Origin of the sequence: Vibrio minamisatsumaniensis (genome assembly GCF_050337445.1) — a bacterium.
In the GTDB taxonomy this organism is placed as follows: domain Bacteria; phylum Pseudomonadota; class Gammaproteobacteria; order Enterobacterales; family Vibrionaceae; genus Vibrio; species Vibrio artabrorum.
The window spans coordinates 18044-33243 of the sequence record NZ_JAKJSY010000058.1 but is presented as its reverse complement, the minus strand read 5'-3'; the positions used below and the strand labels follow the sequence as shown (position 1 = coordinate 33243).

Below are 15200 nucleotides of genomic sequence, written 5' to 3'. Positions count from 1 at the left end.
TCAGTGGCGAGCTCCCTTTCTCTATCGCTGATTTTCGCATCTTTTTTGACGGCTTTACGCCACCCATAAATTTGAGATTCATATAGCGAAAGCTGTCGTGCGGCAGCAGAGACACCGACCTTCTCTGCTAACTTAAGCGCTTCGGCTTTAAATTCAGGAGCATGTTTGATTCGTGTTTTCTTAGTTGTCATTGTTCACCTCGTTAGTGATTGTACTCACTTAACTCGGTGTCCAAAACTTCTGGTGCGGATCATTGCTTTAAATGTTCATTTTTCTGTGGCTCTCACATTTTAGAAACGAGTTTACTTTTTGCATTTATTGTAGTTGAGCCTTTCGTTAAACGGGCATAGGATACATGCAGTATTGATAAAGGAGACAACCCATGGTTGCAAGAGTAACAACAGCGCCACAAGGCCTAGAACTTTCGGAGTTAGTGCAGGGGTACTGGCGTACGGTTGAGTGGGGCATGACTGCGCAACAACGCCTAACTTTCCTGAAACAGCACATTGAGCTTGGTATAACAACGGTCGATCACGCGGATATCTACGGAAACTATCAATGTGAAACGCTGTTTGGAGAAGCGCTCGCACTTGAGCCTGCCCTTCGTGATGAAATTCAAATTGTCACTAAGTGCGATATCAACTTATGTGGCGACCACACTCCTGATCGTAAGATCAATCACTATGACACCAGTGCTCAGCATATTTACCAATCAGTCAATAATTCATTAGAGCGCTTAGGTGTTAACGATATCGATGTATTGTTGATTCACCGCCCAGACGTGTTGATGAATGCCGATGAAGTAGCAGAAGCGTTCGCAGAGCTACACAAGGTAGGCAAAGTTAAGCATTTCGGTGTTTCTAACTTTTCACCGCGTCAATTCGAATTGCTTCAATCTCGATTGGGTAAGCCATTAGTGACCAACCAGGTTGAAATCAACCCATTGAACTTCGAAGTGGCTCATGATGGCACGCTAGATCAATTGCAGATGAATCGTATTCGCCCGATGGCGTGGTCTTGTCTCGGTGGTGGTAGCATTTTCAGTGGCGATTCTGCACAAGCAATTCGTGTTCGTGATGAGCTAGAAGCCATTCGTCAAGAAGTGGGTGCAGACAGCATTGACCAAGTGATTTACGCTTGGATTCGTTGCTTACCATCGAATCCGATCGCGATTATTGGTTCAGGTAAGATTGAGCGTGTGAAGACTGCGGTTGATGCACTAAAAATCGAACTGACTCGTGAACAATGGTATCGCGTGTGGGTGGCATCTAAAGGTCATGGTGTGCCATAGAGAGCTTTTGGAGGTCGTATTTCTATATAGATTTCGATGTCACAATATAAAAACCAGCATCGACGCTGGTTTTTTTGTCTCTGCCTAACATGTTGCCTCAAAACTGTGATTAAGGTGGAATAATTTTTAAAAACACTCATAATGCACTCTGTTTTTCACCAGTTGGATATTTCCATTGAGCACTTCAAAATTCTCTTCAATCGCCCTTAAACCAGAGCTTCTGAATACGTTAGATTCTTTAGGTTATACTGAAATGACGCCCATTCAAGCGTTAAGCCTTCCTACCATTCTGGATGGCAAGGACGTTATCGGTCAGGGTAAAACGGGTTCAGGTAAAACAGCTGCTTTTGGATTAGGCGTGCTGCAAAACCTACGCGTTAAGCGTTTCCGTGTTCAATCTTTAGTGTTATGTCCGACTCGTGAGCTTGCAGACCAAGTAGCAAAAGAGATCCGTACTCTTGCTCGTGGAATTCACAATATTAAAGTGCTGACACTTTGTGGCGGGATGCCAATGGGCCCACAAATTGGTTCACTAGAGCACGGTGCGCACATTCTGGTGGGCACGCCAGGTCGCATTCTTGATCACTTAGAGAAAGGTCGTATCGATCTGTCTGAGCTGAACACACTGGTGTTAGATGAAGCCGACCGCATGCTCGAAATGGGCTTCCAAGATGCTTTAGATGCTGTGATTGAAGCGGCACCAAAAGAACGTCAAACTTTGCTATTCAGTGCCACTTTCCCTAAACAGATCAAATCTGTTGCGGACCGCATCATGCGTAACCCAGAAATGGTGAAGGTTGAATCAACCCACGATCACTCCAGCATTCAGCAATACTTCTATAAAGTGGAAGGGACAGAGGCTCGTGATGACGCATTAGAGTTACTGCTTCTTCATCATCAACCAGAATCAGCGGTTGTGTTCTGTAACACGAAGAAAGAAGTACAGAACGTGACCGATGAATTGAGCCACCGAGGTTTCAGCGTTATCGAACTTCATGGCGATATGGAACAGCGTGAACGTGATCAAGCTTTGGTTCAGTTTTCAAATAAAACCATCTCGATTCTAGTGGCGACGGATGTGGCGGCTCGTGGTCTTGATGTTGACAACCTCGATGCTGTATTCAATTTTGAGTTGTCTCGCGATCCTGAAGTTCACGTGCACCGCATTGGTCGTACTGGTCGTGCAGGAAGCAAAGGCGTTGCGATCAGCTTCTTTAGCGAAAAAGAGATGTACCGTGTTGCTCAAATTGATGAGTACATGGATATGCCAATTGAGCCATGTGAACTGCCAGCCAAACCAATCGCGAAGCCGTACTACTCAAATATGGTCACCATTCAGATTGACGGCGGTAAGAAAGCCAAACTTCGTGCGGGTGATATTCTTGGTGCATTGACGGGTCAAGGCGGCATTGATGGTAAATCGGTCGGTAAGATCAATCTGTTCGCAATGCGTGCTTACGTAGCGGTAGAAAGATCCGTCGCTAAAAAAGCACTGAACAAAATCGAATCTGGTAAGATGAAAGGGCGTCAATTCCGCGCCCGAATTTTGAAGTAATTCGAGTCGTTCTCCCTTTACTGTTGAGCCATACTTGTGACAATGCAGTAAAGGGTGTTCACCATTAATGACGCATCAATAATTTATTCGTCGGGCCTGATTGAATAAATATCATTGATATGTCTTTCTTCACTTAGATACCAAGCTATCGCTTCCTGTCGATTATGAGCGGATATCGTAATTGTAGTGAGTCTTCCATTGTCAAAATAGCAAAGTTCGTACTCTAACTCTTGGGTCTCATGAGTCGTTGTGGACATCGCTTTCCCCCCAATTTAAATCCTTTAAACATAAGTAAACCATTTGTTTTTATGGTTCGTATTCCGTCATGTGAACAATATAAATAAAGTTATCTTCGGTCAGTCGCTGCTTTTATTCTAATCATTTGCCGAAATAACGAGATTAGCAAGGTTGAGCCTCAATTTACTTCATAATATTGATGGAAAAGGTCTGATAAAACGCGTTTATTACTGCTAGAACCAGTATTCAAGATCTTGAGCTAACCTTAGTAAGGTTGTATTGGGAAGTCCATTACTCAGTAAAAATGGCGAGAGGGTTTGATGACAAATTACCGTTGGTCAGTATTATTGTTCTGTTTTCTATTGGCTGGATGCGGAACTAAATTTGCCTATAACAATATAGATTGGTTGATTATTCGCTATATTGAAGATTTCGTCTCTCTCTCAAAGAGTCAAGAATCCGAGCTTGATGAGCGTCTCAATGTTTTGCAGCAATGGCACAAAGACACCCAACTGCCGCTGTATATTACTCAATTAGAAGCCATTGAAAAGGTTGACCGATCCGAGCTCAATTCTACTTTTATCGTTGACCAAAGTGATCAAATAAAAAACCACATTCGCACGATCATCAATCAGTTTTCACCGGATATTTATGCGTTAAGCATGCAGCTTAGTCCAAAGCAAGATAGTCAATTCTTAAAGAACTTTAGAGAAAAGCAGCAAGACTATTACGAAGAAAAGTTGCGGTTAAATGATGAAGATTCGAGAGCGCGATATCGAAGTCGAATTGAAGCTCGGCTAGAGCGCTGGCTAGGGTCGGTATCGAAAGAACAAAAACAGATTATTTTTGTTTGGTCACAAGCGTGGGTCAATACCAACGAGAATTGGCGGCAATATCAAAATACTATTTATCAAGATATATCAACGTTGATGGAAAAAAAGGCCGACCTGCATATCGCTCAGCCGATTATTATGAACCTGCTTTTAAATAATGAAACGTATTACCCAGATGATCTTGAGTCACAGCTTGAGCAGAATATGCAGACGTCAGCAAAGTTCTTGGTGGATATAGCCGCAGTGAGCAGCGATAAACAATGGGCCTATTTTATGACTGAGTTAGCAAGCCTCAAATCAACGTTGATGGCATTGCAAGAGTAGGGCGTCAAACTTGACTATAACGAGGCTGATGTTACGACACTCATCAGCCTTTATTGTCAGTTATGGTGGCATGTGAGTGTTTTAATTTTGATAGCGCTTGAGCAGTGTTGGAATTGAGCCTTTCGCTGTCTTCGATATTTTTTGCATCAATTGGAAGCTTGGCTGCTGAATACCGTAGTCACTCTGCAGCTCATCGATCATTAACAGCCATAACCTTGCTGTCATTTCTGAATCAGCTAATGCCCTGTGGAAAGTACCGTCGTTATCGATATTTTTGAAACGCACAAGATCCCCCAGTTTATGGGTTGGCGCATCTTGGATTAGCCGACGAGCAATCAACATTGAGCAAGCAAACTTTCCGGTATAGTCGCGGCCAATAGCGTCTAATTCCGCATCGAGAAAGCGCTTATCAAATGACGCATTATGAGCAACAAGTTGGCAGCCTTGGATAAAGTCTGCAAACTCATCCATCACTTCACGGCAACTGGCCGCGGTGCTTAACATGCGGTTACTGATCCCGGTGTAGCTTTCAATGAAGCCGCTGACACGAAATCCAGGGTTCATGAGTTGTTGGAAGGTGTCGACGACTTCGCCGTTAACGAGTTTAACCGCACCGATTTCAATCGCTCGGTCCCCCATGTTTGGCGATAAGCCTGTGGTTTCGAAATCGAGAACGATAACGGAGTCTGCGGAGTTTGGAGCCATCGTGTTTCCTAATACTATTTGGTTGTATCGCTTTATATGGGGCGCTTAGTGTTGCTATGGGGCGATCTATTGCGTGATGTTGTTTTATTGCGTGTTGCTGCTGATCGTGAGCTCAGTGTAACCCGTCGAATCGTCATGCTCTCTGTTGAAGGTCAAAGTATCGTAGCGGTGAACGATCAGTTCAGCGGTGGTGGCGATAAGTGTCCCTTCCAGCAAATGACCGCCAATGACATTACCCTTCTCATCGGCAACCGATAGGTGAACATGCTGATGGTTTGGGGTTAGCGTAGCCATTACAGAGACTATTTCGAATGGCGCTTGGAATCGTTTGGTATTGTTCGCATTCGCTAAACGGATATTGAGTTGAGAGACACAACCGACACAAGATGCGATAGAGCCTGCCGAGATATTGTGTGTGGTTACTAACCTTTGGATCTCACGCTTGAGGTCTTGGCCGCGGGTTAATCTCGTTGCGATAGGAGTGATCATCTTATTGCCTCAACTTTATTGATCTTGCAAAGAACAAAACGAAGCCGCATTAGGCTTCGTCTTATTTTTTGTTTTGGTTAAAACGAATTTCTGTCGCTGAAACTAATCAGGTTTTTGCTGTTCTCTTTTCTTCTTAGGAACGAAATTCAATACCGAAATGGGTACTTCTTTGCGTGGTTCGAAACCTTCAACGACGCGACGTTCAATTAAGTGACCGAGACGCTTTTCAATAATGCACAGGTTTTTGAAGTTATCTTTCGATAGGAAAGAGATCGCTTCGCCAGATGCATCAGCACGGCCTGTACGACCAATACGGTGAACATAGTCGTCAGCTGGGAATGGGATGTCGTAGTTCACTACGCGACTTAGATTATCGATATCGATACCACGAGCAGCAACCCCTGTCGCAACTAGATATTTTAGACGACCTTTCTTGAAATCAGCCAGAATCTTTTCACGAATGGCTTGGCTACGTCCACTGTGGAAGGCTTCCGCTTGGATACCACGCTTTTCAAGTTGAGTAACCAACTTAGCCGCACCGTGCTTAGTTTCAATAAAGATAAGTGCTTGGTCCCAGTTACCTTCGGTGATCATGTGGCTGAGTAGGGCTGACTTACGGTCTTTATCGACCGTCACCAACCATTGCTCAATGTTCGGCTTAGATGCATCAGTCTTAGCGATAGAAATCTCTTCCGCTTCACTGATTGCACTTTTCGCTAGCGCACGCACAGGCGTTGAAAGCGTCGCTGAGAACAATAGGTTTTGGATGTCTTGTGGTAGACGCGCGATGATCTTGTTGATGTCTTCAATGAAACCCATGTCGAGCATGCGGTCAGCTTCATCCAGAACCAGTACTTCCACTTCATCAAAGTGAACAGCGCGCTGACCGTACATGTCGATCAAACGACCGGGTGTTGCCACCAGAATGTCGACACCTTCAATCAAGCGGTCTTTTTGGTGTTGGTACGATACGCCACCGTACATCGCGAGTGATGTTAGGTTTAGGAATTTCGCGTACTTGGTAATGTTCTGTTCAACCTGAACCGCCAGCTCACGCGTTGGCGTTAGGATAACGGCGCGGATACGTTTTTTACGCTGCGTTTCACCTTTGCTTAGCATTTCTAAGATAGGGAGAACAAAGCTCGCAGTTTTACCTGTACCTGTTTGTGCTGCCGCAATAAGGTTCTTACCAGAAAGCACAATCGGAATTGCTTTTTCTTGAATAGAGGTTGGCTTTTCATAGCCTTGTTTTGTCACGGCTTTAACAATAGGTGAGCTTAATCCAAGCTTGGAAAATGGCATAAGTTTCTCGGTATGATTTGGCTAAATAGCGATGGAAAGGTTTAACAATCTTATACAAGGATAAGATCAATGGCGGCATTCTACCATGTTGCTTGTGTACCGCTAGTAACATACACCACTTTAGTTGGATAATACTGGCTCAATAGCACAACGATAGGGCAGGAATGCTGAGTAAATAACGAATCCAGAGCAAGACTCATAACCCCCATATTGTTATTACCGAGTACTCAACATCATTGATTATTTTGTTTGCTGAAAGCGGCGCTTATAAATTAAGTTGGATCTTGATACTATTTATGTCGACCTTTTCACATCGCATATTCCAACTTTGAACGAGTAAATAGACCTCCCATTTGGGTTACAGCTATTTTCGTTCCTCTAGACGCTTAATTCGGATATCCATTGAACGACGCTAACTTACGTAGACTTCAGCAGCTTATTGCAAAGTATGAATTAGGTGAAGAGTATCACCTAACGATTGATGCTCTCGAACACTCGCTATCGACTTCTCGCAGAAACACCTCGATCATCCTTAAATACTTATCGGAATATCGTTGGATTTGTTGGCTCCCGTCTAAAGGACGAGGGAAGCTTAGCCAGTTCAGAATTTTGGTCAGCCTTTCCGAAGCATTAGAACAAGTGTTAGCGCTTCAGTTAGAGCAAGGGTGTTTTAACGTTATTCCTCGTCTTCTAGAAAGTTATGGTGATGCGGCCATTAAGGCTCTAACGCTCGCTACTGAAAAACATAGTCTGTTCAATGAACAACATGACCACTTACTGATCACTCAATATCCATGGGTCGATAACCTTGAGCCAGCTAAAACATACCGAACCGCCGAACATCATATTTTAAGAAGCCTCTACAATACGTTACTCGTCCAAGATCGTGCGGGGAACCTTCAAGCGAGCCTTGCGCATCATTGGAAGATGGAGGGGCGTTTTGTGCATTTTTGGTTGAGGCCGAATGTGTTATTTCATGATGGGGATACTTTAACGGCCAAAGATGTTGCTCAATGCCTGTTGCAGTTAAAAAGCCTCGAAGGGCCGGTACAATCTTTATTTGATCAGTTAAGTGATGTTCAAGTTGTGGGTGATAAACAGCTGACGATTGAGCTAACACACGTAAACCCTATGTTTCTCTATGCATTAAGTAGTCCACACGCGTCTATTTACCGTCTTAAGCGTACTTATTTTTCGAGTGGTCGCAGTGCCTATATAGGAACCGGTCCTTTCTCATTAGATGATTGGAGCGAAGATCGCTTGGTTCTAAAACGTCACCGAAGTTACTTTGCTCAAAATGCCTTGTTAGAACAGATAACGCTCACCGACATCGAGGGCTTAAATGATCACACCCTGAGTTTTAATCAATCTGGCGTAGCAGAAGAAACTACGATTAATGCACTTTCGTACCTTGCGGTTAATCGCAGAGAAAACTCAGGCATAACTCCTGAAGACCTAGACAGCTTAGTCTTGTTTATCAAATCCAGCAGTAGAGAGTTCGATCCTGAAATAGTGGTGGATGATTTGTCTTTCTCATCCAACGAATTAGCGAGCAATCAGCTCATTCCTATTTTGACGGGGAATGTTGTGTTAACTCGACCTAAAATGACGATCCCTTTACTTCAAGAAATGGCGGACTGGCTACAACAAACTATTGCCAAGACTGGTGTTGTGGTTGAAGTTGTTGAACTTCCCAACATCAGTGACCCTAGCTCCATGAGTGAGTCAGCAGACCTACTATTCATTGAAGAAGTTATCGAGCAACCAATAGATTATGGTCTTTATGATTGGCTACTTGCTTCATCTGGACTTCGATTCATTTTCAATAGCGCTGAGATGAAGGCGCATTGCGAGAGAGTTCGAGTTGCGGTGAGTAGCGAAAACCCTATGAACGAGTTGAAAGAGATTGAACAGTCGCTTTATCGACAGAAGTTACTTTGTCCATTATTTCACGGTAAAGAGATGGTTGCTAATAGTGTCGAGGTGCACGGCGTCGAGATAAACCAAACCGGTTATAGTGATTTTTATAAGCTTTGGATAGCGTCGAGCGAGAAGTAATTAATCCACTTTAAACCCATTCCCCATCTTTTGGTTTCTGGTCAAAATGAAAACAAGCACGAATCGGCGAGCATCCTTTCGTGTTTCTTTCTAATACTAATCACTATTATGRCCGGCTATGGCTGTCAGAGTCATTTCTGGTCATCCCCTCAGTGACAACTCTACTTATCAATGTACTTCATTAGGATTTAATCGAATGAAACTTAAACTTATTTCTATCGCACTTATCGCTGGTGGCCTTACGGCTTGTGGCGGGGGAGGCGGTGGTAGCAGTTCCAGTACTCCCGCTCCTCAGACGAAAACCTTACAAGGTATCGCCATTGATGGGTATATTTCTGGGGCGACTGCGTTTCTAGATATCAATTATAATGGCGTGTTAGATGAGGGAGAGCCGAGTAGTATCACGGACGATGAGGGCAGTTATCAGTTGTCTTTGACGGGGTCTAATTCTGACTGTATGAACTATGCACCCATCGTAGTGAACGTGCCGGTTGGTGCAATAGATGCGGACAGTCCTAACTCGCCGATTACAACACCTTATCAATTGGTATTCCCGCCAGTCATGACGGTGAGTTCTAATCAAGACATTAAATCGACGACACCACTTACGACCGTGTTATGGAATCAGATCCAAGCCGATTTATATAAAGGTGGTTTAAACAGTTGTTCCGCGTTGAAGCAAGCCGTAAACACCCAAAATAGCATTATCCAAGATGTGAAAGAACATGACATCCGAATTGCCAATCGATACAACATCGCAGTCGAAGACTTGTATGGCGATTTTGTTAAAGATCAAAATGCGGAGCTCTATGAACTGGCGCAGAAATTGATGCCCGCTATCAAAAAGTCATATCAAGAGACCAAAGATATTCAACAAGAGAACCCCAAGGCTCAACAAGCTTATGTTGATTATTACTGGGCGCATTGGGATAACATCAAGAAGAATGAAATTAATAAGTGGTATAAAGTTAAGACAGTGATGACCGCTGACAAACTGATTGTCATTGAACATGAAGTGTCAGCTGATCTGCAGACCGAACTGGCCATAAACAAACATATCGAGCGTAATAGCCAAAAGAAAAATGGCTTGGAGTATGATAAACAAGCTTGGTTCTCATTGGATAGTGATGGAATCGAGTACTCATGTTCAGTGCAGGAGACGATCAAGCAACAAGTTTTACCTAACTCACTCGCGACCTTTGGTGTGCTGAACCGTGGTTGGTCTAAACAACCTGATTGGGAAAGTTGTTCAAGTCAGAATGTTGGTGTTGGATTCATGCAAACCTTGACGGCAGATGTTGTCGATGATTACAAAGACCAGTTTACTCAGGTACAAGCGAAATTTAATTTTGAGAATAAAGTGCCACACCCTGAGTGGGTTAATCTAGAAGATTCATTAAATAGCGTGTCGCGTAGCGACTTTGATGAGCTCGACTACCTGTCGGTAGATTTTGATGACAATAGTTCATACGGTGCTGATAGCTGGAATAGACATAAGTATGCGTACATTGAAAATACGCCGTTTGATTATACTCAAACGATAACGTCTAAATATTCTCAAGGGAACTGGACTAAAGGTTATTATTACCAGAATGGAACAAGTCGATTTGAATGTTCAGATAATGGTGTGAACTGGTCAAAAGACACATGTAAGTAAGCGGAGAAATCGTTACTTAATAACTCTAGATGCCTTTGCGCAATAAAAAATCCAGTGTCGACAAGACACTGGATTTTCAGTTTTGGCTGACCGCTATCGGGCTTTAGAGTATCGAAAGTGCCTAAGCGATCTCAATCTTCTCTGCTTGGTTCTGCTCTACCATTGATAGTGCTAGCGCTTCTGCAGCCTTAATACCATCGATACCCGCAGACAGGATACCACCTGCGTAGCCTGCACCCTCACCAGCAGGGTAGAAACCCTTTAAGTTAATGCTTTGGAAGTCCTTGCCACGTTTGATGCAAACAGGTGAAGACGTGCGTGTCTCAACACCGGTTAACAGGCCATCAGGTGTCGCAAAACCTTTGATTTTTTTATCAAACGCTGGGATTGCTTCACGAATCGCTTCGATAGCAAAATCAGGCAGTGCTTTTGAAATGTCAGTCAGGTGGATACCTGGTGTGAATGACGGTTGTACTTCACCAATGGCACTTGGATCGCGGCCTTTCAAAAAGTCGCCGATTTTCTGTGCTGGAGCATCGTAGTTTTCACCACCAAGAACATAAGCACCGCTTTCTAGTTCACGTTGTAAACGGATACCGGCTAGTGCGTCACCTGGGTAGTCACGTTCTGGGTCGATACCGACAACGATCGCACTGTTTGCGTTACGTTCTGCACGAGAGTATTGGCTCATGCCATTAGTTACTACGCGGCCTTCTTCAGAGGTTGCTGCAACCACAGTCCCCCCCGGGCACATACAGAAGCTGTATACCGTGCGGCCATTCTTACAGTGGTGAACGAGTTTGTAATCCGCAGCCCCTAGGATTGGGTTGCCTGCGTTCTTACCGAAACGAGCTTCATCGATCATCGATTGCTTGTGTTCGATACGGAAACCGACAGAGAAAGGTTTCGCTTCCATGTAAACGCCACGATCGTACAGCATTTCAAACGTATCACGCGCACTGTGGCCAACAGCCAATACCACGTGACGAGATTTAATCTCTTCACCGTTAGAAAGCGTTAGGCCAGTAATTTGACCCTCTTCCATATGAATGTCGTCGACACGGGTGCTGAAACGGATTTCTCCGCCGAGTTCAATGATAGAAGCGCGCATCTTTTCGATCATGGTAACCAGTTTAAAGGTACCGATGTGCGGCTTGCTTACGTATAGAATTTCTTCTGGTGCGCCAGCGGCAACGAACTCTTCAATGACTTTACGGCCGTAGTGCTTTGGATCTTTGACTTGGCTGTACAATTTACCGTCAGAGAAGGTACCCGCGCCGCCTTCACCAAACTGAACGTTTGATTCAGGGTTCAGTGTACGCTTACGCCAAAAACCAAAAGTATCTTTCGTACGTTCACGAACTTCTTTACCACGCTCAACGATGATGGGGTTAAAGCCCATTTGAGCAAGCACTAGGCCAGCGAACAAGCCACAAGGGCCAAAGCCGATAACCACAGGGCGTTCAGTCTGATTTTCCGTAGCTTTAGCAACGAATTTGTACGCCATGTCAGGAGTGACTTTTACGTGCGGATCGCTGATGAATTGCTCTAACAACTCAGCTTCGTTTTCAACGAGAACATCCAGCGTGTAGATAAGTAAGATTTTTGATTTCTTACGAGCATCGTAGCCACGTTTAAAGATATTAAAAGAGAGTACCTGATCAGAGTGAATACCAAGTTTCGCTTCAATAGCGTCTTGAATCGCCGACTCTTCATGGTCTAGTGGGAGTTTAATTTCGGTTAAACGTATCATTTTGATGTCTCGTTTTTAAGGTGTCTTAGCTAGACCACTTCTAAACACAGCGTTTTTTGAAATGCTGTAATTGAAAAGAAGTGATAAGCTCACAATGGCGCGCATTTTACGAGAAATTGATTTATCTGTCATACTAATTTGGAAACATGGCGCAAATAGACATCATATTGGCGCCGTATGATGTTGAATTTTGCCTTGGGATGAGTATTATCCCCATTCTTCAATTTTGACTAACTTATAGAGCAGAGCAACATGGCATTTGTCGTAGGCGATAATTGTATTCAATGTAAATACACAGACTGTGTGGCCGTGTGTCCCGCAGATGCGTTCCATGAAGGCCCCAATTTCATGGTAATCAACCCAATCGAATGTATTGATTGTGGGTTATGTGTACCTGAATGTGATGCTCAAGCTATTTTCCAAGAAGATGATCTGCCAGAAGATCAAAAGATCTTTATCGAAGTGAATGCAGAGCTTGCTGAGATTTGGCCGGTACAAACGGAAGTCAAAGCCCCGATGGATGACGCTGAAAAGTGGAATGGTGTGTCTGATAAGTTGGCAATGCTAGAAAAGTAATTCTGTTACTTGAAATAAACTTTCCCAAAAAAAGATCCCCAACTCAGTCGTCCCTCCTTCTTGAGGATGACGGCTGAAGTAAACTTTGCCTCGATTCTCTTTTTTACGTCATTCCCTACAGCGAGGGACGAGCAAGATAGGGAATCTTGCTCTTAAATACCCGCTAAGTCTGGCTAGTCGTTTCTCTCGAATCGATTAGCTATGCTGACGACGCATGTTGTCGAGAATAATGCCTGTCGCCATGGCTACGTTCAAAGATTCGGCACCACCGAATGCAGGAATCGTGATCTTATCCGTTACGAACTTAGCCGCATGTTCACGAATACCGTGAGACTCGCTACCCATCAGTAAAATACCATTGGCCGTAAATGCCGTCTTATGGACACTTTCGCCTTCTAAGAATGCACCGTAAACAGGCAGGTTCGCTTGCTCTAAGTAGGCAGGTAAATCTGTTTGGCTTACCTGAACTCGGCCAAAGCTGCCCATGGTCGCGCTGATCGTTTTAGGGTTATAAGGGTCTGCACAATCGCTGCTGGCAACGATATGCTTAATGCCATACCAGTCTGCTACGCGAATAATCGTCCCTAGGTTACCTGGGTCTGACACGCCATCAAGTGCGATCATCAGCCCGGTTGCTTTTGGTAATTTAACGGCAGGGATCTCAACAACCGCAATCGCCGCGTTGTTACTCACCAAAGTGCTCGCTTTGGTAAGGTCGTCTAACGAAGCTTCAACACAATCAAACTCAATCAGTGAAGCGTGATTTTCAGATAAGAAATCCGCGGTAGCAAAGACGTTCTTCACGACTAAGTCACTATTGAACAGCTCAAGAACGTTTTTTTCACCTTGAACTAGAAACAGGCCATGGGCTTTACGTTGTTTTTTTTGGCCCAAAGCGCGAAGGAGTTTTAATTGGTTTTTTGAAATCATGTTTTTATCCTAGATATAAGCCCGCGCATTATAGAGCAAAGGCTGGAGAACCAAAAGCGTGATAACTCAATGCGATCCACATAAAAAGCAAAGCGCCCCACTTAAAAAGAAAAGCGCACTCAATAGCGCGCTCTTATGGGATTGACTGACCTAAGTTAAGCTCAACCGAACAGGCCGGTAAATTGACGGCTTAGTACGGAGCAGGATAGCGCTTAAAAACCGTGTTGATATCGGTAAGAACCTCTTTTGATAATGGCTTACTGAAAGCAGCAACATTCTCTTTTAGCTGCCCTATCGTCGTTGCACCAATGATAGTGGACGTCACACCATCGACTTGATTACACCATGCCAATGCCAGTTGGCTCGGAGTGAACCCGTGAGCATTCGCCACTTCAACATAGCCTTTAACCGCTTCATTGGCAGATTCAGTGTCACGGAAAATGCCTTTACGTTGCATGTAAGTCCAACGACTGCCTTCCGGTCTTGCACCATCAATGTATTTACCACTGAGCATGCCCGCAGCCAGAGGCGACCATGGCAGGTAAGCGACATCTTCGTGCACACAGTTCTCAATCAAATACGGCCAATCTTTTGCGTGTAGCAGGTTGAATTCATTTTGGATAGAGACCATACGCGGTAAATCGTACTTCTCACTTAGCTTAAGGTAAGTATTAATGCCCCAAGTGGTGTCATCTGAAAGACCAATATGGCGAATTTTTCCGGCCTTAATGCAGGTCGCCAGTGCTTGGAGGATCTCCAGCATATCCGCTTCATGCTGTTTTCGGTCGATGTCACTGAATCGAATGTGATTTGGACAATGTTGACCAAAGTGTGGAGATGTCCGATTCGGCCAGTGCAGTTGATAAAGGTCGATATAGTCAGTTTGCAAACGCTTTAAGGAAGCATCAACGGCGGCGATAACGGCGTCACCCGTAATCGGACCACCATCTCGAACCCAAGGTAGTCCGGGCCCCGCTATTTTACTGGCAATAATGAGCTCTTGGCGGCGCTGTGGATGACGCGATAACCAGTTACCAATAATCGCTTCTGTTTTGCCGTAGGTCTCCGGAGAAGGTGGAACCGCGTACATTTCTGCCGTATCAAGAAAGTTAATACCTTAGCTTAATGCGTATTCGATCTGTTGGTCTGCTTGCTGTTGCGTATTTTGTAGCCCCCAAGTCATGCTACCAAGGCAGATACGGGAAACGGGAATTTGACTACTGCCTAGTTTTGAATATTCCATTGAATTCGGGATTCCTGTGGTTAGGTTCTCTGGTACTCGCATTATAGTGTTGAAAAGCGGGCGAGTGAGGAATGAAAACGAATATGAATTATTAGCACAAAATGGCGCGACAAGGTATGACATCAGAGAGTTTAGTGAATCATTTCTCAGCGCGATAAGCTTGCGTGAGTCATGGGCGAAAATACATTTGTGAAAAGTGATGAGCCAAACGTCGTTGAGAAGTGATGAACAAGAAGTGACGAGTGAC

General features: G+C 44.3%; 13 protein-coding genes and 1 pseudogene. 6 read left to right on the top strand and 8 right to left on the bottom strand.

The genetic code is table 11. The annotated features are described in order from the left end of the window. A partial coding sequence (locus L4B77_RS13750; protein ID WP_429751068.1) for a transposase occupies window positions 1–191 on the bottom strand: 191 nt, incomplete at its 3' end. A 191-nt stretch (window positions 192–382) separates the two neighbouring features. Here L4B77_RS13750 and L4B77_RS13745 point away from each other — a divergent pair. Continuing rightward, window positions 383–1291, top strand: a complete 909-nt coding sequence (locus L4B77_RS13745; protein WP_429751066.1) for an aldo/keto reductase — start codon at window positions 383–385, stop codon at window positions 1289–1291. A 175-nt stretch (window positions 1292–1466) separates the two neighbouring features. Then, window positions 1467–2846 (top strand): ATP-dependent RNA helicase DbpA, encoded by a 1380-nt coding sequence (gene dbpA / locus L4B77_RS13740; RefSeq protein ID WP_261840700.1) that lies wholly within the window; start codon window positions 1467–1469, stop codon window positions 2844–2846. 83 nt (window positions 2847–2929) lie between these two features. Here the strand turns inward: dbpA and L4B77_RS13735 are convergent, their stop codons facing one another. Continuing rightward, window positions 2930–3103: an RNA helicase gene (locus L4B77_RS13735; protein WP_261840701.1), complete on the bottom strand. Its 174-nt coding sequence runs from the start codon at window positions 3101–3103 to the stop codon at window positions 2930–2932. A 300-nt stretch (window positions 3104–3403) separates the two neighbouring features. Between L4B77_RS13735 and L4B77_RS13730 the strand changes: the two genes are divergently transcribed. Beyond that, window positions 3404–4240 carry a DUF6279 family lipoprotein gene (locus tag L4B77_RS13730; protein ID WP_429751063.1) on the top strand — a complete coding sequence of 279 codons (837 nt, stop codon included), beginning with the start codon at window positions 3404–3406 and terminating at the stop codon, window positions 4238–4240. Window positions 4241–4321: 81 nt separating this feature from the next. On the opposite strand, the gene L4B77_RS13725 is transcribed toward L4B77_RS13730, so the two are convergent. The 3 genes from L4B77_RS13725 to L4B77_RS13715 all read right to left on the bottom strand — a co-directional run bounded on the left by L4B77_RS13725 (window position 4322) and on the right by L4B77_RS13715 (window position 6736). Further along, a complete protein-coding gene (locus tag L4B77_RS13725) occupies window positions 4322–4945 on the bottom strand; it encodes a 3'-5' exonuclease (RefSeq protein WP_261840703.1) in 624 nt (207 codons plus the stop codon). An 84-nt stretch (window positions 4946–5029) separates the two neighbouring features. Further along, window positions 5030–5434: a PPC domain-containing DNA-binding protein gene (locus L4B77_RS13720; protein WP_429751060.1), complete on the bottom strand. Its 405-nt coding sequence runs from the start codon at window positions 5432–5434 to the stop codon at window positions 5030–5032. A 102-nt stretch (window positions 5435–5536) separates the two neighbouring features. Then, window positions 5537–6736, bottom strand: coding sequence for a DEAD/DEAH box helicase (locus tag L4B77_RS13715; protein WP_429751058.1), 1200 nt, complete (start codon window positions 6734–6736; stop codon window positions 5537–5539). Between the two features lie 402 nt (window positions 6737–7138). On the opposite strand from L4B77_RS13715, the gene L4B77_RS13710 reads away from it, so the two are divergent. Then, complete coding sequence (locus L4B77_RS13710; RefSeq protein ID WP_429751056.1) at window positions 7139–8794, top strand: ABC transporter substrate-binding protein; 1656 nt, start codon at window positions 7139–7141, stop codon at window positions 8792–8794. 196 nt (window positions 8795–8990) lie between these two features. After that, complete coding sequence (locus tag L4B77_RS13705) at window positions 8991–10451, top strand: hypothetical protein (RefSeq protein WP_261840708.1); 1461 nt, start codon at window positions 8991–8993, stop codon at window positions 10449–10451. A 121-nt stretch (window positions 10452–10572) separates the two neighbouring features. Here L4B77_RS13705 and L4B77_RS13700 read toward each other — a convergent pair whose 3' ends face one another. After that, entirely contained in the window at window positions 10573–12204 is a 1632-nt protein-coding gene (locus L4B77_RS13700) for an NAD(P)/FAD-dependent oxidoreductase (protein ID WP_261840709.1), read from the bottom strand. A 252-nt stretch (window positions 12205–12456) separates the two neighbouring features. Between L4B77_RS13700 and fdxA the strand changes: the two genes are divergently transcribed. Continuing rightward, entirely contained in the window at window positions 12457–12780 is a 324-nt protein-coding gene (gene fdxA, locus L4B77_RS13695; protein WP_017074827.1) for a ferredoxin FdxA, read from the top strand. Between the two features lie 195 nt (window positions 12781–12975). Here fdxA and L4B77_RS13690 read toward each other — a convergent pair whose 3' ends face one another. After that, window positions 12976–13710, bottom strand: coding sequence for an RNA methyltransferase (locus L4B77_RS13690; RefSeq protein WP_429751053.1), 735 nt, complete (start codon window positions 13708–13710; stop codon window positions 12976–12978). A 190-nt stretch (window positions 13711–13900) separates the two neighbouring features. After that, window positions 13901–14893, bottom strand: a pseudogene (locus L4B77_RS13685) (aldo/keto reductase). Window positions 14894–15200 lie beyond the last annotated feature (307 nt).

Excerpts from the sequence above, each read along its gene's own strand:
- L4B77_RS13735 (WP_261840701.1), bottom strand. The coding sequence starts at position 3,103 with ATGTCCACAACGACTCATGAGACCCAAGAGTTAGAGTACGAACTTTGC.
- L4B77_RS13705 (WP_261840708.1), top strand. The coding sequence starts at position 8,991 with ATGAAACTTAAACTTATTTCTATCGCACTTATCGCTGGTGGCCTTACG.
- L4B77_RS13745 (WP_429751066.1), top strand. The coding sequence starts at position 383 with ATGGTTGCAAGAGTAACAACAGCGCCACAAGGCCTAGAACTTTCGGAG.
- fdxA (WP_017074827.1), top strand. The coding sequence starts at position 12,457 with ATGGCATTTGTCGTAGGCGATAATTGTATTCAATGTAAATACACAGAC.
- L4B77_RS13720 (WP_429751060.1), bottom strand. The coding sequence starts at position 5,434 with ATGATCACTCCTATCGCAACGAGATTAACCCGCGGCCAAGACCTCAAG.
- L4B77_RS13690 (WP_429751053.1), bottom strand. The coding sequence starts at position 13,710 with ATGATTTCAAAAAACCAATTAAAACTCCTTCGCGCTTTGGGCCAAAAA.
- L4B77_RS13700 (WP_261840709.1), bottom strand. The coding sequence starts at position 12,204 with ATGATACGTTTAACCGAAATTAAACTCCCACTAGACCATGAAGAGTCG.
- L4B77_RS13725 (WP_261840703.1), bottom strand. The coding sequence starts at position 4,945 with ATGGCTCCAAACTCCGCAGACTCCGTTATCGTTCTCGATTTCGAAACC.
- L4B77_RS13730 (WP_429751063.1), top strand. The coding sequence starts at position 3,404 with ATGACAAATTACCGTTGGTCAGTATTATTGTTCTGTTTTCTATTGGCT.
- L4B77_RS13715 (WP_429751058.1), bottom strand. The coding sequence starts at position 6,736 with ATGCCATTTTCCAAGCTTGGATTAAGCTCACCTATTGTTAAAGCCGTG.